Source organism: Comamonas sp. F1-6 (assembly GCF_039581415.1).
Taxonomy (GTDB): Bacteria; Pseudomonadota; Gammaproteobacteria; order Burkholderiales; family Burkholderiaceae_C; genus Comamonas; species Comamonas thiooxydans.
In genome coordinates, this window is record NZ_JBCPWN010000010.1 from 153,945 (window position 1) to 173,596 (window position 19,652).

At 61.3% G+C, this 19,652-nt stretch carries 17 protein-coding genes, 1 tRNA gene and 1 pseudogene; 10 read left to right on the forward strand and 9 right to left on the reverse strand.

The window, feature by feature from the left end; genetic code table 11:
* Positions 1–313 precede the first annotated feature (313 nt).
* The 4 genes from secA to AAIL66_RS12810 all read left to right on the forward strand — a co-directional run bounded on the left by secA (position 314) and on the right by AAIL66_RS12810 (position 6,358).
* Positions 314–3,073, forward strand: a complete 2,760-nt coding sequence (gene secA / locus AAIL66_RS12795) for a preprotein translocase subunit SecA (protein WP_045838439.1) — start codon at positions 314–316, stop codon at positions 3,071–3,073.
* Between the two features lie 345 nt (positions 3,074–3,418).
* Positions 3,419–4,648, forward strand: coding sequence for a bifunctional glutamate N-acetyltransferase/amino-acid acetyltransferase ArgJ (gene argJ / locus AAIL66_RS12800; RefSeq protein ID WP_343496880.1), 1,230 nt, complete (start codon positions 3,419–3,421; stop codon positions 4,646–4,648).
* Between the two features lie 291 nt (positions 4,649–4,939).
* Positions 4,940–5,875, forward strand: coding sequence for an ATP-binding protein (locus AAIL66_RS12805; RefSeq protein WP_034357518.1), 936 nt, complete (start codon positions 4,940–4,942; stop codon positions 5,873–5,875).
* A gap of 12 nt (positions 5,876–5,887) precedes the next feature.
* Entirely contained in the window at positions 5,888–6,358 is a 471-nt protein-coding gene (locus tag AAIL66_RS12810; RefSeq protein ID WP_003062186.1) for an NUDIX domain-containing protein, read from the forward strand.
* 118 nt (positions 6,359–6,476) lie between these two features.
* Here the strand turns inward: AAIL66_RS12810 and AAIL66_RS12815 are convergent, their stop codons facing one another.
* The 8 genes from AAIL66_RS12815 to AAIL66_RS12850 form a co-directional block, all read right to left on the reverse strand.
* Positions 6,477–6,686: a DNA gyrase inhibitor YacG gene (locus AAIL66_RS12815; RefSeq protein WP_034357520.1), complete on the reverse strand. Its 210-nt coding sequence runs from the start codon at positions 6,684–6,686 to the stop codon at positions 6,477–6,479.
* A gap of 99 nt (positions 6,687–6,785) precedes the next feature.
* Positions 6,786–7,541: a cell division protein ZapD gene (gene zapD, locus AAIL66_RS12820; RefSeq protein WP_003062189.1), complete on the reverse strand. Its 756-nt coding sequence runs from the start codon at positions 7,539–7,541 to the stop codon at positions 6,786–6,788.
* An 87-nt stretch (positions 7,542–7,628) separates the two neighbouring features.
* Positions 7,629–8,255 (reverse strand): dephospho-CoA kinase, encoded by a 627-nt coding sequence (gene coaE / locus AAIL66_RS12825; protein WP_343496881.1) that lies wholly within the window; start codon positions 8,253–8,255, stop codon positions 7,629–7,631.
* Positions 8,256–8,258: 3 nt separating this feature from the next.
* Positions 8,259–9,128, reverse strand: coding sequence for an A24 family peptidase (locus AAIL66_RS12830; protein ID WP_034381629.1), 870 nt, complete (start codon positions 9,126–9,128; stop codon positions 8,259–8,261).
* Entirely contained in the window at positions 9,128–10,345 is a 1,218-nt protein-coding gene (locus AAIL66_RS12835; protein ID WP_012837103.1) for a type II secretion system F family protein, read from the reverse strand. The genes AAIL66_RS12830 and AAIL66_RS12835 overlap by 1 nt, the downstream gene beginning before the upstream one ends.
* A 24-nt stretch (positions 10,346–10,369) precedes the next feature.
* Complete coding sequence (pilB, locus tag AAIL66_RS12840; RefSeq protein ID WP_003062195.1) at positions 10,370–12,112, reverse strand: type IV-A pilus assembly ATPase PilB; 1,743 nt, start codon at positions 12,110–12,112, stop codon at positions 10,370–10,372.
* Between the two features lie 137 nt (positions 12,113–12,249).
* Positions 12,250–12,326 (reverse strand) — tRNA-Pro (locus AAIL66_RS12845).
* A 39-nt stretch (positions 12,327–12,365) separates the two neighbouring features.
* The gene (locus AAIL66_RS12850) at positions 12,366–13,295 is read right to left on the reverse strand and encodes a polyprenyl synthetase family protein (RefSeq protein WP_003062198.1); all 930 of its coding nucleotides are present in this window, start codon (positions 13,293–13,295) and stop codon (positions 12,366–12,368) included.
* A gap of 342 nt (positions 13,296–13,637) precedes the next feature.
* Here AAIL66_RS12850 and rplU point away from each other — a divergent pair, with 342 nt between their 5' ends.
* The 4 genes from rplU (at position 13,638) to proB (ending at position 16,745) form a co-directional block, all read left to right on the forward strand.
* Complete coding sequence (gene rplU, locus AAIL66_RS12855) at positions 13,638–13,949, forward strand: 50S ribosomal protein L21 (RefSeq protein ID WP_003058536.1); 312 nt, start codon at positions 13,638–13,640, stop codon at positions 13,947–13,949.
* A gap of 16 nt (positions 13,950–13,965) precedes the next feature.
* Complete coding sequence (gene rpmA, locus AAIL66_RS12860; protein ID WP_003058534.1) at positions 13,966–14,223, forward strand: 50S ribosomal protein L27; 258 nt, start codon at positions 13,966–13,968, stop codon at positions 14,221–14,223.
* A gap of 156 nt (positions 14,224–14,379) precedes the next feature.
* Entirely contained in the window at positions 14,380–15,495 is a 1,116-nt protein-coding gene (gene cgtA / locus AAIL66_RS12865; protein ID WP_034357529.1) for an Obg family GTPase CgtA, read from the forward strand.
* Positions 15,496–15,605: 110 nt separating this feature from the next.
* Positions 15,606–16,745, forward strand: a complete 1,140-nt coding sequence (gene proB, locus AAIL66_RS12870; RefSeq protein WP_034381631.1) for a glutamate 5-kinase — start codon at positions 15,606–15,608, stop codon at positions 16,743–16,745.
* A 52-nt stretch (positions 16,746–16,797) separates the two neighbouring features.
* Here proB and AAIL66_RS12875 read toward each other — a convergent pair whose 3' ends face one another.
* Positions 16,798–17,502 carry an RNA pyrophosphohydrolase gene (locus AAIL66_RS12875; RefSeq protein ID WP_034357533.1) on the reverse strand — a complete coding sequence of 235 codons (705 nt, stop codon included), beginning with the start codon at positions 17,500–17,502 and terminating at the stop codon, positions 16,798–16,800.
* A 94-nt stretch (positions 17,503–17,596) separates the two neighbouring features.
* Here AAIL66_RS12875 and AAIL66_RS12880 point away from each other — a divergent pair, with 94 nt between their 5' ends.
* Both AAIL66_RS12880 and AAIL66_RS12885 read left to right on the forward strand, forming a co-directional pair.
* Complete coding sequence (locus AAIL66_RS12880; RefSeq protein ID WP_034409158.1) at positions 17,597–19,339, forward strand: proline--tRNA ligase; 1,743 nt, start codon at positions 17,597–17,599, stop codon at positions 19,337–19,339.
* A 12-nt stretch (positions 19,340–19,351) separates the two neighbouring features.
* Positions 19,352–19,615, forward strand: a pseudogene (locus AAIL66_RS12885) (lytic transglycosylase domain-containing protein); the annotation flags it as partial.
* Between the last annotated feature and the right edge of the window lie 37 nt (positions 19,616–19,652).

Genomic DNA, 19,652 nt, shown 5'->3' on the forward strand with positions numbered 1-19,652 from the left:
GAGCGGCAAACAGTTGGGCAAGGGCAAGCCCGAGCTTAGCTCAGCCGAGAATGAATGCCGCAGTGCCGGCTATTTGCGCGTGCAGTGCAATCCCATACGTGCTCTGGAGTAGCGAAAAGCCAAGGCAGGCTTGCGCGGTTAGAATCATTTTTTGGTCCTGTCCCTGTTTGGGGTGCGTCAGGAGGTTTTTTCACCCATTTCGGGTGTGGCTCTTGACTGCCGCAGGGACGGCCCCATCTGAAGACCAACAATCAAGGGATTCTGGACACATTGCTTTGCGCAACAGGCAAAAAAGCAATGTGCCTTCGCACGCATGGCCACCAATTTCCTCACCAAACTGTTCGGCAGCCGCAATGACCGGTTGCTCAAGCAATACCGTAAAACAGTCGCTCGCATCAATGCGATGGAGCCTGAGTACGAAAAGCTCAGCGATGAGGCATTGCGCGCCAAGACGCAGGAGTTCAAGGACCGCGTTGCCAAGGGCGAGGCGCTGGACGAGTTGTTGCCCGAAGCCTTTGCCGTAGTGCGTGAAGGCTCCAAGCGCGTCATGAAGATGCGTCACTTCGACGTGCAGATGCTGGGCGCCATGGCGCTGCATTACGGCAAGATTGCCGAAATGCGCACCGGAGAAGGCAAGACGCTGACCGCGACGCTGCCCGTGTACCTCAATGCCCTGTCGGGCGAGGGCGTGCATGTCGTGACCGTCAACGATTACCTGGCCAATCGCGATGCCACGACCATGGCTCGCCTCTACAACTTCCTCGGCCTGTCGGTGGGCATCAACCTGCCCAATCTGTCGCGCGAACAAAAGCAGCAGGCATACAACTCCGACATCACCTACGGCACAAACAACGAATACGGCTTCGACTACCTGCGTGACAACATGGTGTACGAGCCCGGCGACCGCGTGCAGCGCGTGCTGAACTACGCCATCGTCGACGAGGTGGACTCCATCCTGATCGACGAGGCGCGTACTCCGTTGATCATCTCCGGCCCGGCCGAAGATCACACGGCCATGTACGTGGCCATGAATCAGATCGTGCCGAATCTGGTGCGCCAGGAGGGCGAAGCCGATCCCCGCACGGGTGAGGGCGTGACCAAGCCCGGCGATTTCACGGTCGATGAAAAATCCCATCAGGTCTACCTGACCGATCAGGGCTATGAAGCGGCCGAGCGCCTGCTGGCCCATGCCGGCCTGATCGCCGAAGGCTCGTCCCTGTACGACCCCTCCAACATCTCTCTGGTGCATCATCTGTACGCCGCGCTGCGTGCCAACCAGTTGTATTTCCGCGACCAGCACTATGTGGTGCAGAACGACGAAATCGTGATCGTGGACGAGTTCACCGGCCGTCTGATGGCCGGCCGCCGCTGGAGCGATGGCCTGCACCAGGCCGTGGAAGCCAAGGAAGGTGTGGCCATCCAGGCCGAGAACCAGACCATGGCCTCGATCACCTTCCAGAACTACTTCCGTCTCTACAAGAAGCTGTCGGGCATGACCGGTACGGCCGACACCGAAGCCTACGAATTCCAGGAAATCTATGGCCTGGAAACCGTGGTGGTGCCGCCCAACAAGCCCAGCAAGCGCCAGGACCAGCTCGATCGCGTCTACAAGACCACCAAGGAAAAGTACGACGCGGCGATCAAGGACATCCGCGAGTGCTACGAGCGCGGCCAGCCCGTGCTGGTCGGCACGACCTCGATCGAGAACTCCGAAATCATCGACCAGCTGCTGACCCGCGAGAAGCTGCCCCATCAGGTGCTCAACGCCAAGCAGCATGAGCGCGAGGCCGACATCATTGCCCAGGCGGGCAGCGAAGGCATGATCACCATCGCCACCAATATGGCCGGCCGTGGTACCGACATCGTGCTGGGCGGCAATATCGACAAGCAGCTCAAGGCCATCGAGAGCAACGAGGCACTCAGCGAGACCGAGCGCAACCAGCAGATCGAGCAGCTGCGTGCCGACTGGCAAGTGGCCCACGACAAGATCGTGGCACTGGGCGGTCTGCGCATCATCGCCACCGAGCGTCATGAATCGCGCCGTATCGACAACCAGCTGCGCGGCCGCTCGGGCCGCCAGGGCGACCCCGGCTCTTCGCGCTTCTATCTGAGCCTGGACGACCAGTTGATGCGCATCTTCGCGGGCGACCGAGTCAAGGCCATCATGGACCGCCTGAAGATGCCCGAAGGCGAAGCCATCGAGGCCGGCATCGTGACCCGCTCCATCGAGTCGGCGCAGCGCAAGGTCGAAGCACGCAACTTCGACATGCGCAAGCAACTGCTCGAATATGACGACGTTGCCAACGACCAGCGCAAGGTGATCTACCAGCAGCGCAACGACATTCTGGATTCCACAGACCTGAATGGCATGCTGGCCGCCATGCGCGAGGACGTGATCACCGACCTGGTGCGTCAGTACGTGCCGGCCGAGTCCATGGAAGAGCAGTGGGATGTGCCCGGCCTGGAGAAGGCGCTGGCCAGCGAATGGCAGATCGATCTTTCCTTGCAGCAGGACGTGGCGGGTTCCGAATCCATCACTGACGAAGACATTCTGGAGAAGGTCGTCAAGGCAGCCCACGATCTGTTCGACGCCAAGGTGGCCTTGATCGGCCAGGAGAACTTCACGCAATTCCAGCGCGCCGTGCTGCTGCAGAGCTTCGACACCAACTGGCGCGACCACCTGGCTGCGCTGGACTATCTGCGCCAGGGCATTCACCTGCGCGGCTATGCCCAGAAGCAGCCCAAGCAGGAATACAAGCGCGAGGCTTTCGAGCTGTTCCGCCAACTGATCGATCAGGTCAAGACCGAAGTCACCCGCGTGCTGATGACGGTCCAGGTCCGCTCGCGCGAAGAGATGGACGAAGCCGCCGTCGCCATGAACGAGCGCGGCGCGCAGAGCCTGGAGCACATGAGCTATGCCTCGCCCTCGGAAACCGAAGGCATGAGCATCGAGGACGACGTGATGCTGGCCGAGCCTCTGGCCATGCCCGAGGGCGTGCACGTGGGCCGCAACGACCCTTGCCCCTGCGGTAGCGGCAAGAAGTTCAAGCTTTGCCACGGCAAGCTGTCCTGACCCCCTGAGGCGCTTGGCGCCTTCCCCCTGAAGGGGACTCATTGCGGTGGCGCCCCTTGCTGGCCGTCTCTGGCTTGGAGCATGCGTTATCGAACAACACGGGCTGCGGCTCGTGTTTGCATTGGGGCGCAGCTTTTTGCGCAACAAAATCCGGCAAGTCCGTTCAGGCCTCTGTTTGTTCCGATAATGGGGAACGTTTTAACTTTCGACCCCTAGGCTGCTGCACGGGGCGCGCTCTTGGCCGGAGACATCGAGCAAGAGCCGCCTCGCGGCGAAGATGTCGTCCCCCTCAGGGGGAAGCCGCGCAGCGGCTCAGGGGGAGGCTTTTCTCAGGAACATACAGAAATGTCCGTGAATCTTTCCGCTCCCGTCGCCGCTGATCTGCTGGCGATCAATGGCGTTCGCATTGGTGTTACCGAAGCCGGCGTGCGCAAGGCCAATCGCAAGGACCTGACGGTGTTCCTGCTCGACGAAGGCGCCTCGGTGGCCGGCGTGTTCACCCAGAACCGTTTCTGCGCCGCTCCCGTGCAGATCTGCCGCGAGCATCTGGCGGCCGGCACCGGCATCCGCGCCATGGTCGTCAACACCGGCAATGCCAATGCCGGCACCGGCGCCGCCGGTCTGGCCAATGCCCGTGCCACCTGCGCTGCGCTGGCCAAGGAGCTGGATCTGAACGCGGGCCAGATCCTGCCTTTTTCCACCGGCGTGATCATGGAAGAGCTGCCCGTGGACCGCATCGTGGCTGGCATGCCCAAGGCCATTGCTGCCGCCAAGGCTGATAACTGGGCCACGGCTGCCGAAGGCATCATGACCACCGACACCTTGCCCAAGGCTTTCAGCCGCAGCGTCAGCATTGGCGGCAAGACGGTTTCCATCACCGGCATCAGCAAGGGCGCGGGCATGATCCGCCCCAATATGGCGACCATGCTGGGCTTTCTGGCTACCGATGCGGCGATTGCCCCCGAGCTGCTGCAGCCCCTGGTCAAGGAACTGGCCGACGGCTCCTTCAACCGCGTGACCATTGATGGCGACACTTCCACCAATGACTCGTTCGTGCTGATCGCCACCCACAAGGCTGGCAATGCCCAGGTCACGGCGCTCTCCAGTGCCGAAGGCGAGCAGCTCAAGGCAGCATTGCTGGAAGTGGCGCAAAAACTCGCGCAGGCCATTGTTCGCGATGGCGAGGGTGCCACCAAGTTCATCAGCGTCAAGGTCGAGGGCGGCAAGAATGAGGAAGAGTGCCGTCTGGTTGCTTACTCCATTGCCCACTCGCCCCTGGTCAAGACGGCCTTTTTTGCTTCCGACCCCAACCTGGGCCGCATCCTGGCCGCTGTAGGCTATGCCGGCATTGCCGATCTGGATCAGACCAAAATCGATCTGTACCTGGACGATGTGCATGTGGTGGTCGATGGCGGTCGCAATCCTTCCTACAAGGAAGAAGACGGTCAGCGCGTGATGAAGCAGCAGGAGATCCTGGTGCGCGTGCTGCTGGGTCGTGGCGATGCCGCGCAGACGGTGTGGACCTGCGATCTGAGTCACGAATATGTGACGATCAATGCGGATTACCGGTCGTAAATGATCACCCCCTGAGGCGCGTTGCCTGGGCGGTCCCGCCTGGGCAACGCGCCTTCCCCCTCTCTCTACGCGCTGCGCGCTATGGGAGGGGGACGACAGCCTCGCTGCGCGGCGGAGCTTGCTCGCTGTCTCTGGTTTGGGGCGCGCCAGTTTTAAAGTGATGGGGCTATAAATTGAGAAGCTGCTATCGCTTGTATTTATTGGGTTTCAGTTATTTTTCTCATTGAAGTCAAGCAGTAGCAAGCGCTAACAGCTATAAAAACAGATGGAGATTCGATCGTGCAAGATGTGATGAACCCTTTGGAGCGCTTGGTCGAGCGTGCCGAGCAATTGATGCAGCGCATCGAGTCCGTGCTGCCCCAGCCCCTGCAGGCGCCCGCCGACTGGAATGCGGCGATTGCCTGGCGCTACCGCAAGCGCGCGAACGGCTGCGGCGTGCTGGAGCCGGTGCGCCATGTGGGCGCCATGCAGCTGTCCGATCTGCAGAACATCGACGTGCAAAAGGAAAAGATTGCGCGCAATACCGAGCAGTTCGTCAGTGGTCGCACGGCGAACAACGTGTTGCTGACGGGCGCGCGCGGCACGGGCAAGTCCTCGCTGATCCGCGCCTGTCTGCACAGCTTTGCGCCCCAGGGTCTGCGTCTGATCGAGGTGGACAAGGCCGATCTGACCGATCTGCCCGACATCGTCGACGTGGTCGCCGGCCGCAGCGAGAAGTTCATCATCTATTGTGACGATCTGAGCTTTGAAGAGGGCGAGCCAGGCTACAAGGCCATGAAATCCATGCTGGATGGCTCGGTTTCCGCGGCCACGCCGAATGTGCTGGTCTATGCCACCAGCAACCGCCGCCATCTGTTGCCCGAGTACATGACGGACAACCTGGCGCAGCAAAAAAGCGAGAACGGCGAGATCCACCCCGGCGAAGTGGTGGAGGAAAAAATATCGCTGTCCGAGCGCTTCGGTCTCTGGGTGAGCTTCTACCCCTTCAGCCAGGACGAGTATCTGCGCGTGGTGGCGCAGTGGCTGTCTGCGCTGGGCATGGACCAGGCCACCATCGAGGCAGCCAGGCCCGAAGCCCTGGTCTGGGCGCTGGAGCGCGGCTCGCGCAGCGGCCGTGTGGCCCACCAGTTCGCGCGCGACTACGCGGGCCGCAACGAGCGCCCTGTGACGGTCAAGAAGCGCATTGAAGATGTGGACGGTCTGGCTGAAGAAGCAGACCTGGAATGAAGAAAGAGTTTTGTGGAAGTGACTGCTGAAACACAGGCGCAGCGCAAGCACACGGAAGTGGCCGTGGGCGTGCTGTTGCGCGAATCCGATGGGGCGCTGCTGATTTCAAGCCGCCCTGCAGGCAAGCCTTATGCGGGCTACTGGGAGTTTCCTGGCGGCAAGCTGGAGGCCGGAGAGAGCGTGGAGCAGGCTTTGCGCCGCGAGCTGATCGAAGAGCTGGGCGTGACCATTGGCCAGGCCCATGCCTGGAAGGTGACCGAGCATGACTACCCGCATGCGCTGGTGCGTCTGCACTGGTGCAAGGTGACGGAATGGACGGGCGAGTTCGAGATGCGCGAGGGCCAGCAAATGGCCTGGCAGCAGTTGCCGCTCGATGTGCACCCCGTCCTGCCTGGTGCCTATCCCGTGCTGCAATGGCTGAGCGAGGAGCGCGGCCTGGTCTTTGATCAAAGCCATTACGAGGCGCAGCAGCCTCTGGTCTGAAGCGGTATGCTCTGAAATAAAGAGCGCCTTGCTCTGGTTGAATCTCGATTTTCTTGGTCAATCAAGCTGAAATCAAGACATTCCATGCGCAAGGCGCTCTTGTTTTTTGCTGCCTTGCTTAGTTTTCCGTGCGTGGATCACCAAACGGCGCATCTTCGGGAGGCGTCTGAGCCGGGACGCGGAACTCTTCATTGCCCCAGGCGCCCAGGTCGATATTGCGGCAACGCTCGCTGCAGAAGGGGCGGAATTTGTTGCTGGGCAAAAAAACGCTGGGGCCGCCGCAGGTCGGGCATTTCACCATGGTGGGGGATTGCTTGTCAGTGCTCATGGCGTAGATGTATCACAGCTGGAAAACACGGGTGGCCGACCCTGAAAGCCATTGAGCCGCAATGTGCGGCTCAATCGGGACGAGAAGACTGCCGGGGACTTATGCGCAGAGCGTGAGCTCGAAAGTGGCGTCGTCATTGCTGGGCTGGGGCTTGCTGCCATGGGCCAGCTTGAGCAGGCGCACCGACACCAGCAGGCGGTTGCCGCTGATTTCCGGCACCAGATTCAGATGCGGCTCTATGCGCAGGCGCAGCAGCTGGAAGCTGCGGCCGGCCGGCATGGCCTGCTGGAACACGCCTTGCTCGGCCACCACGCGCTGGGGAATGCCGGTTTCGCGCAGCAGCTGCAGGATCAGCTCAAGCGCCTGACCCAGCGGGGTCAGCTCGCCGGCCCAGTCTTCGAGGTCGCGCTGGCGGTAGCGCGGATCGAGGTTCTGCCAGGCGTGATAGGCCGGCAGGTCAAAGCTGCAGGTGCCGCCGGGTATGCCCACACGGCTGCGTATGGACATCAGCCATTCGTTTTCGGTCAGCGCCTGGCCGGTCTTGCCGGTCTGTGCATTGATGGTGGCAAAGCAGCTCTCCACCTGGCGCGCCACCTGGTGCAGCATGTGCTGGGAAATATCGGGGTTGTCGCGCAACACGTCCAGCAGATGCTTCTGGCGCTCCAGGTCCTTGATGACGTCGGCCCGCAGATCGCTGCGCGAAGCCACATCCATGATCTCGAAGATGGTGATCAGGGCGAAATGATGATCGACCGAATGCGCGCGGGTCAGCAGCTCGCGCAGACGGCGATACAGCTGCTCAAGACGCAGATAAGTTCTCAGACGCTCGTTAAAAGGATATTCGTACAGGATCACGTTTGCTGGGCTCCTCGGGGTGCACAGGAATCAGCGGTCAACGTGCACATGCGGCGATCACACGCACAGGCCAAGCCATGGTCTGCATCATAGCCCGAACCATGCAGCGATTTGATCGGTATATGCGTGGAGAGTTCCGATTGTGACCCCGTCATCGTTATAGATGACCCAGTCGGCCGTGGCCAGACGCTGGGCACGCGTGGCCTGGGCGTCGATGATGGCCTGCACGGCCTCGCGTGTGAGAGCGCTGCGTGCCATGACGCGCTCTGTCTGAGTGCTTTCGCGGCAGTCCACGACCAGCACGCCATCCAGGCGTGTTCGCCAGTGGCCGGACTCGACCAGCAGCGGAATGTCGTGCACGATGAGTTTGCTGCCCGCAGCCACGGCTGCTTCATGCTGCTGCCGGGTCTGCTCGGCGATCAGGGGGTGGAGAATGGCTTCCAGGCGCTGGCGCGCGGACGGATCGGCGAAGACCAGCTCACGCATGCGGGCGCGGTTGAGGGCGCCCTGTGCGTCGATCAGGTCGGCACCAAAAGCCTGAGCAATGAGGGGCAGGGCCATGCCGCCGCTTGCCGTCAGGCTGCGCGAGATATGGTCGGCATCGATCAGCGTCGCGCCGCATGCCTGCAGCCTGGCAGCAACCGTGCTTTTGCCGCTGCCGATGCCGCCCGTCAGCCCCAGTCTGAATGGTGAGCGCTCAGGTGCGACTCTCATGGCTTACAGGCCTGCAAAGCTGAGCACCGCCTGCGGGCCCCAGATCAGGCTGACGAAACCGCCGCCGGCAAGAAAAGGGCCGAAGGGCACATAGCCGCCTTCTCGCAGCTTGCTGTTGATCTTGAGTGCAATGCCGATGACGGCGCCCACGACCGATGCCATGAGAATGATGGGTACCAGTGCCTGCCAGCCAAACCAGGCACCGAGTGCGGCAAACAGCTTGAAGTCGCCGTAGCCCATGCCTTCCTTGCCCGTTGCCAGCTTGAAGGCCCAGAAGATCAGCCATAGCGACATATAGCCTGCGACGGCGCCCCACAGCGATTGTTGCAGAGGCACGCTGGTCCACTGCAGTGCGGAGGCGATCAGGCCGGCCCAGAGCAGGGGCAGAGTGATGGAGTCCGGCAGGAATGTGGTGTCCCAGTCTATCAGTGCAAGCGCCAGCAGCGCCGCGCTGAAGCCGCACCAGGCAAAGCCGGTGGCGGTCAGGCCGTCGCGGCCCAGGCAGAAGGCAAACAGCGCGGCGCAGACCAGCTCAACCACAGGGTAGCGCAGGCTGATGGGCTTTTTGCACTCGGCGCAGCGTCCGCGCAGAAACAGGTAGCTCAGCACGGGAATGTTCTCGTACCAGGCGACCTGATGGCCGCAATGCGGGCAGCGCGAACGAGGCTGGCTCAGCGTGATGGCAGGCTTGGCCGGCGGCAGCTCGATTCTGGCGCCCTTGTCCTTTTGTTCCTCGGCCCATTGCGCACCTTCGGCATGCCATTCCTGCTCCATCATCAGAGGCAGGCGGTGGATCACCACATTCAGAAAGCTGCCGATCAGCAAGCCCAGCACGCCGCCGGCAGCGGCATTCAACACCAGTTCGGAAATCATCAGACCACTTGACCCAGCTTGAAGATAGGCAGATACATGGACACCACGATGCCGCCGATCAAGGTGCCCAGGAAGACGATGATGATGGGCTCCATCAGGCTGGAGAGGCCCGCCACCATTTCGTCGACTTCGCTTTCATAGAAATCGGCTGCCTTGCCCAGCATATGGTCGATGGCGCCCGACTCCTCGCCGATGGCACACATCTGCAGCACCATGGAAGGGAAGATGTTGGCATTGGCCATGGCAACCGTGAGGCTGGTGCCCGTGGAGACTTCCGACTGAATCCTGTCGGTGGCATTTCTGTAGAGGTAGTTGCCCGAGGCGCCTCCCACGGAGTCCAGCGCCTCGACCAGCGGCACGCCGGCGGCAAACATGGTGGACAGCGTACGCGTCCAGCGGGCCACGCAGGACTTCTCGATCAGCACGCCGAAGATGGGCAGCTTGAGTATGGTGCGGTCCATGAACTGCTGCACGCGCTCGTTGCGCTTCCAGGCCTGCATGAAGAAATAGATGCCGCCGCCCAGCACGCCGAAGATCAGCCACCAGTACTGAACAAAGTAATCGCTGATGCCCATCACCAGCAGCGTGGGCGCGGGCAGGTCGGCGCCAAAGGAGGTGAAGACCTCCTTGAAGGCAGGGATCACGAAGATCATGATCACGGTCACCACGACGAAGGCCACGATCATGACCGATGTGGGGTACATCAGCGCCGACTTGATCTTGGACTTGATGGCTTCCGTCTTTTCCATATAGGTGGCAAGACGGTCCAGCAACGATTCCAGAATACCTGCGGCCTCGCCGGCCTCCACCAGATTGCAGTAGAGGCTGTTGAAATAGAGCGGAAACTTGCGAAAGGCAGCGCTCAGCGAGGTGCCGGTTTCCACATCGGATCGAATGTCGTTGAGCAGCTTGGTGACGTTAGGGTTGGTGTTACCCCGACCCACAATGTCGAAAGACTGCAGCAGCGGCACGCCGGCCTTCATCATGGTGGCCAGCTGGCGAGTGAACAGCGCAATGTCCTTGGGCTTGATCTTCTTGCCGCCGCGGGTCCTGCGCTTCTTGATCTTGGACGGAGTCACGCCCTGGCGGCGCAGCATGGCCTGGATCTGGTTTTCTCCGCCGGCACGAGTTTCGCCGCGAACGATCTTGCCGTTGCGGTCCTTGCCTTCCCACTCGAAGAGAAATTCCTTGATTCCCTTGGACGCTGCGCTTGCCATGGCGTTCCCTCACTGATACTGGTTTTATTCGTTGGTGACCGCCAGCACTTCTTCGAGTGAGGTCAGACCCAGCTTGACTTTATGCAGGCCCGAGCCGCGCAGAGAGCGTACTCCCTCGGCCTTGGCCTGTGCGGCAATCTCCAGGGCGCTGCCGTCACGCAGGATGATGCGCTGAATTTCTTCGCTGATGGGCATCACCTGATAAATACCGACACGTCCCTTGTAGCCGTTGTTGCAGGCAGGGCAGCCGACAGGCTTGTAGCTGACCCAGCTGCCGTCGAGTTCGGCTTCGTCGTAGCCGGCATCGATCAGGGCGTCGTGCGGTATGTCGGCGGGTTCCTTGCACTGCGCGCACAGGCGTCGCGCCAGACGCTGGGCGGTGATCAGGATCACGCTGGAGGCAATATTGAAAGGGGCGATGCCCATATTGCGCATGCGCGTCAGCGTGGTCGGAGCGTCATTGGTGTGCAGCGTGGACAGCACCAGGTGCCCGGTCTGGGCGGCCTTGATCGAGATGTCGGCGGTTTCCAGGTCACGGATTTCACCGACCATGATGATGTCCGGGTCCTGGCGCAGAAAGGACTTGAGCGCAGCGGCAAAGGTCAGGCCGGCCTTCTCGTTCACATTCACCTGGTTGACGCCGGGCATGTTGATTTCGGAAGGGTCTTCGGCGGTGGCAATGTTCACGCCCGGCTGGTTGAGCAGGTTCAGGCAGGTGTAGAGCGACACGGTCTTGCCCGAGCCCGTGGGGCCGGTAACCAGAATCATGCCGTAGGGGCGGTTGATGGCCTTGAGCAGGCGCTCTTTTTCCTCGGGTTCGTAGCCGAGGGCATCGATGCCCATCTTGGCCGAGCTCGGGTCCAGAATACGGATCACGATCTTTTCGCCAAACAGCGTGGGCAAGGTGCTGACACGAAAGTCGATGACGCGATCAGGGCCGACCTTGAGCTTCATGCGGCCGTCTTGCGGAACGCGTTTCTCCGAGATGTCCAGGCGCGAGATCACCTTGATGCGCGAAGCCAGCTTGTCCTTGATCGCGATAGGAGGAGAGGCAATCTCGCGCAGCTCGCCGTCGATACGAAAGCGCACGCGGTAATTGTGTTCGTAGGGCTCGAAGTGCAAGTCGGACGCGCGCATATTGAAGGCGTCCAGCAGCATCTTGTGCAGAAACTTGACGACCGGCGCATCTTCGACCTCGGCGCCGACGGCATTGTCTTTTTCCTCGGGGGCATCCTCGATCTTGACGTCGTCAAAGTCAAAGTCCCCAGAACTGGAATAGGTGTCCAGAGATTCGCTGACGCTCTTGCCGGTCTGCTCGACGAGCTTTTGCAGCTTGTCGGCCTCGACAACCACCCAGTCCACCAGCAACTGAGTCGTGAATTTGATCTGTTCGGCAGCTTCCTGCTGAGTAGGGTCTGCCGTGGCGATGGTGAGCCGATTGCCGCGCTTGCTGAGTGCCAGCACGCGATAGGCGTTGCTGATTTTCGGGTCCAGCAGCTCGCGCGGAAGTTGCTGGACGTCGATGGCGTTGAGGTCCAGCAGCGGAGTGCTGAACATCATGGAAATGGTTTCGGCAATTTCCAGCGCGCTGATTTCACCAGACTGGCTGAGCTCGGTGATGAACGGGGTCTTGCCTGTGGCGGCTTTCTTGGCCGCGTTCTCGGCGGCTTGCTGCGAAACCTTTCCTGCAGAAATCAGGGCCCTGCCTAAACCTGGGATGGCAATGGGCGCAGGAGTGTTCTTTTGCAGAGTGTCGGCAGCAGCCATGTATCCAAGTCTGGGAGGGGAGTAGAGGATCTATCCTACCATTCTTGTTGTGGCAAACGGCAGGTCGCCAGGCGCGCATGCATGCGTCAATGCCGCGTCATTGAACATGGCGCAAGAAACTGCGACAAAAATGAGATTGGTCGGGGTGAGAGGATTCGAACCTCCGGCCTCTACGTCCCGAACGTAGCGCTCTACCAGGCTAAGCTACACCCCGCAGGCTTTGTTTGTCGAGCACCGTGGTGCACCTGGCGATTCAGGTGCGGCGCTCCAAAAGCTGAGAGGCCAATTGTAGCAAACTTGCGGTGTATGCATTGCTTGGCAGCGAGGCCAGTGCATCAATGGCGCGCTGGGCTTCCGCGTGCGCGGCGGCTCGGGCGACGTCAAGGGCACCGGTGCTGCGCACGATTTCCACCACGGCATCCAGTTGATCCGTAGAGCCTTGTTCGATGGCGTTGCGCACGATGGCGGCCTGCTCGGCGCTGCCGCGCTGCATGGCGGCGATCAGGGGCAGGGTGCATTTGCCTTCGCGCAGGTCATCGCCAAGGTTCTTGCCCATTTCCTGAGTGTTGCCGGTGTAGTCCAGCACATCGTCAATGATCTGGAACGCCGTTCCAAGTGCCTGGCCATAGGCGGCACAGGCCTGCTCCACTTCAGGCGTGGCACCCGCCAGCACGGCTGCCAGCTGGGCGCTGGCCTCGAAGAGCTGGGCGGTCTTGGAGCGGATGACGTGCAGATAGCCGGCTTCATTCAGCGAAGCATCATGGGTATTGATGAGCTGCTGGACTTCGCCTTCTGCGATCACGTTGGTGGCGTCGGACAGGATTTGCAGCACGCGCATGCTGCCCACTTCCACCATCATCTGGAAGGAGCGGGTGTGCAGAAAGTCTCCGACCAGAACACTGGCAGGGTTGCCAAAGGTCTCGTTGGCCGTGGCCCTGCCACGACGCAGCGTGGATTCGTCCACCACATCGTCGTGCAGCAAGGTCGCGGTGTGAATCAGCTCCACCACGGCGGCCAGAATGTATTTGTTCTTGCCCTGATGCCCCAGGGCACCGGCGATCAGCAGCAGCAGCGCCGGGCGCAGGCGCTTGCCGCCCGCTGCAATGATGTATTGGGAGATCTGTGCGATCAGGGGGACGCTGGTTGTCAGTCGCTGAGCAATGACGATATCCACTTCGCGCATGTCATCTGCGATCAAGGCAAGCGGATTGGATGTGGAAATTTCTGTAGTCAAGGTGATGAACCGCCAAGTGGACTCACGATTATAGGAAGATGCAACAGGGTTTTGCGTGGTGTCCTCAGAGCCCGTTCAAGTGAACAGAGGCTTTGCGGGCAGTCTGTGGCATTGCGGTCGCTTGCAAGGAGCAAGCCTTGCCACGCACCTGCGTGGCATCCCATTCCGCGCGGCCTCCGGAGATCCTGAATCGGTTCCTAGGGGTATGACAGCAGAAAAAATGCATGCGTGCTAGAATTGCCGGCTCCGTGGAAATCATTTCATGGAACTCTCAGACTTTAGAGGTTTTCAATGTACGCAGTCATAAAAACCGGCGGCAAGCAGTATCGCGTTGCAGCTGGCGAAAAGATCAAGGTAGAACAGATTGCTGCGGACGTAGGCCAGGAAATCGTGATCGACCAAGTTTTGGCCGTCGGCAACGGCGCTGAAATCAAGGTTGGTGCCCCCCTGGTGTCCGGTGCATCTGTAAAGGCAACTGTGGTTGCTCACGGCAAGCACGACAAGGTGCACATCTTCAAGATGCGCCGTCGTAAGCACTATCAAAAGCGCCAAGGCCATCGTCAGCAGTTCACCGAACTGCAAATCGTGGCAATCGCTGCTTAATTTTAGGAGCTAAGTCATGGCACAGAAAAAAGGCGGCGGCTCTACGCGTAACGGACGTGATTCCAAGCCAAAAATGCTGGGCGTGAAGGCCTTTGGTGGCGAGCTGGTGACAGCTGGTTCCATCATCGTGCGTCAGCGCGGCACCAAGTTCCACCCCGGTGAGAACGTTGGCGTGGGCAAGGATCACACCCTGTTTGCACTGGTTGACGGCCACGTGTCGTTCGGTGTGAAGGGCGCTCTGTCCAAGCAAACAGTCAACATCACGGCTGCATAAGTCGTCTTTGACTCAAACAAAGCCCCGACTTGTCGGGGCTTTGTTGTTTGAAAAGGCTCCAGGCAGCAGATTTCTGGCAGATGGGGCATGGTAATAGACCACTCAGGTGTGGCCCGGAGCTTCTGGTGCACACTGATTTTGTAGACTGGATGCCTCATGAAGTTCGTTGACGAAGCTTTTATCGACATTGCGGCCGGTGACGGCGGCAATGGTTGCGTGTCTTTCCGGCACGAGAAATACAAAGAATTTGGCGGCCCCGACGGTGGCGACGGCGGCCGTGGCGGTCATGTGTATGCCGTGGCCGATGTGAACCTGAACACGCTGGTGGATTACCGCTATTCGCGTCGCCACGAGGCCAAGCGCGGCCAGCACGGCATGGGTTCCGACATGTTCGGCGCCGCCGGCGACGACATCACGCTGAACATGCCCGTGGGCACCATCATCAGCGATGCGGATACCGGCGAAGTGCTGTTCGAGCTGCTGGAGCCCGGCCAGGTCATCACCATCGCCAAGGGCGGTGACGGCGGTTTCGGCAATCTGCGTTTCAAGAGCGCCATCAATCGTGCGCCGCGCCAGAAGACTCCCGGCTATCCTGGCGAGCGCCGCAACCTCAAGCTGGAGCTCAAGGTGCTGGCCGATGTGGGCCTGCTGGGCATGCCCAATGCGGGCAAGTCCACCTTCATCACGGCCGTCTCCAACGCCCGTCCCAAGATCGCCGACTATCCCTTCACCACCTTGCATCCCAATCTGGGCGTGGTGCGCGTGGCCGCCGAGCAGAGCTTTGTGGTGGCCGACATCCCCGGTCTGATCGAAGGAGCTTCCGAAGGTGCGGGCCTGGGTCACCAGTTCCTGCGCCATCTGCAGCGCACGCGTCTGTTGCTGCATATCGTGGACATTGCACCGTTCGACGAGGGCGTGGACCCGGTCGAGCAGGCCAAGGCCATCGTGGCCGAGCTCAAGAAGTACGACGCCGAGCTCTACGACAAGCCGCGCTGGCTGGTGCTTAACAAGCTGGACATGGTTCCCGAGGAAGAGCGTGCTGCCAAGGTCAAGGACTTCGTCAAGCGCTTCAAGTGGAAGGGCCCGGTCTTCGAGATCTCGGCGCTGACCCGTGAAGGCTGCGAGCCGCTGATCCGCAAGATCTTCGAGCATGTGCACAACCAGCAACTCGCGGAGCAGGCACCCAAGGAGATTGATCCTCGCTTTGCGGGAGGTGAGGATTCTGGTCTGGATATGACCGATCCGCGTTTCGCCTCTTACGATCCGGAATAAGCTAGAGGGTATAACCCAGCAGCGCACTTGGTGCGCTGTTTTGCTTTGAATTTAATAGCTTGTTGCGCTTTACCCATAAGCGCCAGAGGCTTAAAACACTGTAAATTCTCATGTCTTCCAATGTGCTGCGTGATGCCCGTCGCATCGTCGTCAAAGTCGGCTCCAGCCTGGTTACGAATGAAGGTCGTGGTCTGGATGAGGCCGCCATTGAAGAGTGGAGCCGCCAGTTGGCGGCATTGGTGAATGGTGAAGACGGCGTCAAACGCGAAGTCATCATGGTCTCCAGTGGCGCCATTGCCGAAGGCATGAAGCGCCTGGGCTGGGCCACGCGGCCGACAGAAGTGCATGAGCTGCAGGCCGCAGCCGCCGTCGGCCAGATGGGCCTGGCCCAGATGTACGAGACCAAGCTGCGCGGCGAAGGCGTGCCCAGCGCCCAGGTGCTGCTGACCCATGCGGATCTGGCCGATCGCGAGCGCTATCTGAACGCCCGGACCACGCTGCTGACGCTGCTGCAACTGGGCGTGGTGCCCGTCATCAACGAGAACGACACGGTGGTGATCGACGAGATCCGTTTCGGCGACAACGACACCCTGGGCGCGCTGGTGGCCAATCTGGTCGAGGCCGATGCACTGGTCATCCTGACCGATCAGCGCGGTCTCTACAGCGCCGATCCGCGCAAGAACCCCGATGCCAGGTTCATCGACGTGGCCGAAGCCGGCAACCCCGAGCTCGAAGCCATGGCCGGTGGTGCGGGCCTGTCCATCGGTACGGGCGGCATGATCACCAAGATCCTGGCGGCCAAGCGTGCGGCGGGCTCCGGTGCTTCCACCGTGATCGCCTGGGGACGTGAGAAAGACGTGTTGCTGCGTCTGACGCGTGGCGAGTCCATAGGCACGCTGCTGGTTGCCAACACGCACAAGATGCAGGCGCGCAAGCAGTGGATTGCCGACCATCTGCAGCTGCGCGGTTCGGTGACCGTGGATGCGGGTGCCGTCTCCAAGCTGCGCGATGAAGGCAAGAGCCTGCTGCCCATAGGCATGATCACCGTGGAGGGCGATTTCTCGCGCGGCGAAGTGATTGCCGTGCGTGATGAGAACGGTGCCGAGATCGCCCGTGGTCTGGCCAGCTATGCCAGCGCCGAGGCGCGGCTGCTGTGCCGCAAGAGCTCCTCGGAGATTGAGTCGCTGCTGGGCTACTCGGCAGGTCCCGAAATGATGCACCGCGACAATATGGTGGTGGCAGGACACTGAGCCCAGGCCGCCGACAAAAAAGCCGTAATGCTGTGAGGCATTACGGCTTTGTTCATTGCAGAGGCTTGTGATCGGGCGGATTGTCTATGCCGGTCTGCGGGTCCGGGTCAAAACTGGCACCGGGCGGCAGCTCTATGCCGGGGTTGATGCGAAAGCTCCCTGTGCGGGCAGGGTACATGACCTGATGGTGCTGCCCAGGATGGGGAGTGCCGCCAGTGGTCTGGCCTGCCTCCTGATCGCGTGGCCGCATGCCGCTGCGCAGATAGCGGTTGCGCTGCTGCTCGCCGCGCGGCAGAAAGCGCGCCAGCTCGGTCAGCGCCATTTCATAGACGCCGCGTTTGAATTCGACCACCACATCCAGAGGAACCCAGTAGTCATTCCAACGCCAGGCATCGAACTCAGGGTGGTCGGTGGCACGCAGGTTCAAGTCCCAGTCATGCCCGACCAGTTGAAGCAAAAACCATATCTGCTTCTGGCCTTTGTAATGCCCGCGCGCGTCGCGGCGGATGTACCTGTCTGGCACCTCGTAGCGCAACCAGTCCCTGGTGCGGGCAACCACGCGAACGTGATTGGGCTTCAGCCCCACTTCCTCGTGCAGCTCGCGGAACATGGCTTGCTCGGGTGTCTCACCCCGATCAATGCCACCTTGCGGAAACTGCCAGCTGTGGGTGCGAATGCGTTTTCCCCAGAACACCTGGTTTCTTTGGTTGAGCAGGATGATGCCGACGTTCGGGCGAAATCCGTCCCGGTCAAGCATAATCAAACCCCAAATTTTTGAATTGTGTTCATTATGCATGGCCCCTTGTGATCGACAAGCGGGCCATGCCTATTTCCACTGAATTGCCAGTTCCATGAAAGCCTCCCAATTTCTCATCTCCACCCTGAAAGAAGCTCCGGCCGACGCCGAAGTGGTCAGCCACAAGCTCATGATGCGGGCTGGCATGATCAAAAAGCTGGGTGCTGGCATTTACAACTACATGCCCATGGGCCTGCGCGTGATCCGCAAGGTCGAGGCCATCGTGCGCGAGGAAATGAACCGCGCCGGCGCCATTGAAACCACCATGCCCGTGGTGCAGCCTGCCGAGCTGTGGCAGGAAACCGGCCGTTTCGAGAAGATGGGCCCCGAGCTGCTGCGCATCCAGGATCGCCATGGCCGTGATTTCGTGATCCAGCCCACGTCCGAAGAGGTGGTCACCGATATCGCGCGCCAGGAGTTCAAGAGCTACAAGCAGCTGCCCAAGAACCTCTACCAGATCCAGACCAAGTTCCGCGACGAGCGCCGTCCCCGCTTCGGCCTGATGCGCGGTCGCGAGTTCATCATGAAGGACGCCTATTCCTTCGACAAGGATCGCGATGCGGCCCAGATCAGCTACCAGACCATGCGCGAAGCCTATAAGCGCATCTTCGACCGCTTCGGCCTGCAGTACCGCGCCGTGCGTGCCGATTCGGGCGCCATTGGCGGCGATCTGAGCGAGGAGTTCCAGGTCATCGCTTCCACGGGCGAGGACGCCATCGTGTACTGCCCGAACAGCGACTACGCGGCCAATATCGAGAAGGCCGAGAGCCTGGCGCCCACCCAGGCCCGTCCTGCCGCCGTCCAGGCCATGCAAAAGGTCGCCACGCCCGGCAACAGCACCTGCGAAGCCGTGGCCGAGCAGCTGGGTCTGCCTCTGGCGCAGACCGTGAAGTCGCTGGTGCTGGCCACGGACGAGCTCGACGACAAGGGTCTGATCGTCAAGTCGCAAGTGTGGCTGCTGCTGCTGCGCGGCGATCACGAGATGAACGAGATCAAGGTCGGCAAGGTCGAGGGCCTGGCGGGCTTCCGTTTCGCGACCGTAGGCGAGATCGAAGAGCATTTCGGTGCCAAGCCCGGCTATCTGGGCCCCATCGGCCTCAAGAAGCCCGTGAACATCGTGGTGGACCGCGATGTGGCCGTGATGGCCGACTGGGTCTGCGGCGCCAACGAGGAAGACTTCCACATCACCGGCGTGAACTTCGGCCGCGACCTGCCTGAGCCCGCCGTGGTGGCGGATCTGCGCAATGTGGTGGCGGGCGACCGCTCGCCCGACGGTGCGGGCGAGCTGGCGATCGAGCGCGGCATCGAGATCGGCCATGTGTTCTACCTGGGCACCAAGTACTCCAAGGCCATGGAGGCCACTTTCCTGGGCGACAACGGCAAGCCACAGCACTTCGAGATGGGCTGCTACGGCATTGGCGTGACCCGCCTGCCCGCCGCTGCCGTGGAGCAGAACCACGACGAGCGCGGCATGATCTGGCCCGATGCGATTGCGCCGTTCACCGTGGTGATCTGCCCCATCGGCATGGGTCGCAGCGAGGCCGTGAAGGCCGAGGCCGAGAAGCTCTACGGCGAGCTGCTGGCACTGGGCGTGGACGTGATCCTGGACGACCGCGACGAGCGCCCTGGTGCCATGCTGGCCGACTGGGAGCTGATCGGCGTGCCCCACCGCGTGGTGCTGGGCGACCGTGGCCTGAAGGAAGGCGTGGTCGAGTACCAGCAGCGCCGTGACACAGAAGCCACAAAGCTGGCGACGAATGAGGTGCTGGCTCACCTCAAGAGCCGCCTGGGCCTGTAAGCTGCTGTTTCCATGCCCGAAACCCTGCTGAGCCGACGCCATTGCCTGAGGACTGCCGCTGCGCTGGCCGCTCCGGCGGCCGGCTGGCTGTGGCCGAAGGCGGCCTGGGCCGGCGGGCAGCTCGAAGAGCCGCTGGCCGACTCCGTGCGTACGGCGCTCAGCGCGGCCGTGGCGGGCTCGGGCGCGCCGCCCGAGCTGGAGTTCGCCTCCACAGCGGCGCGCATGAGCTATCTGCGCTGGCTGGTCGCCAGCAGCGACAAGCTGGCCAAGCGCAAGGGGCCGTGCTGACCGTGGAAAGCAATGTGCGCAACGT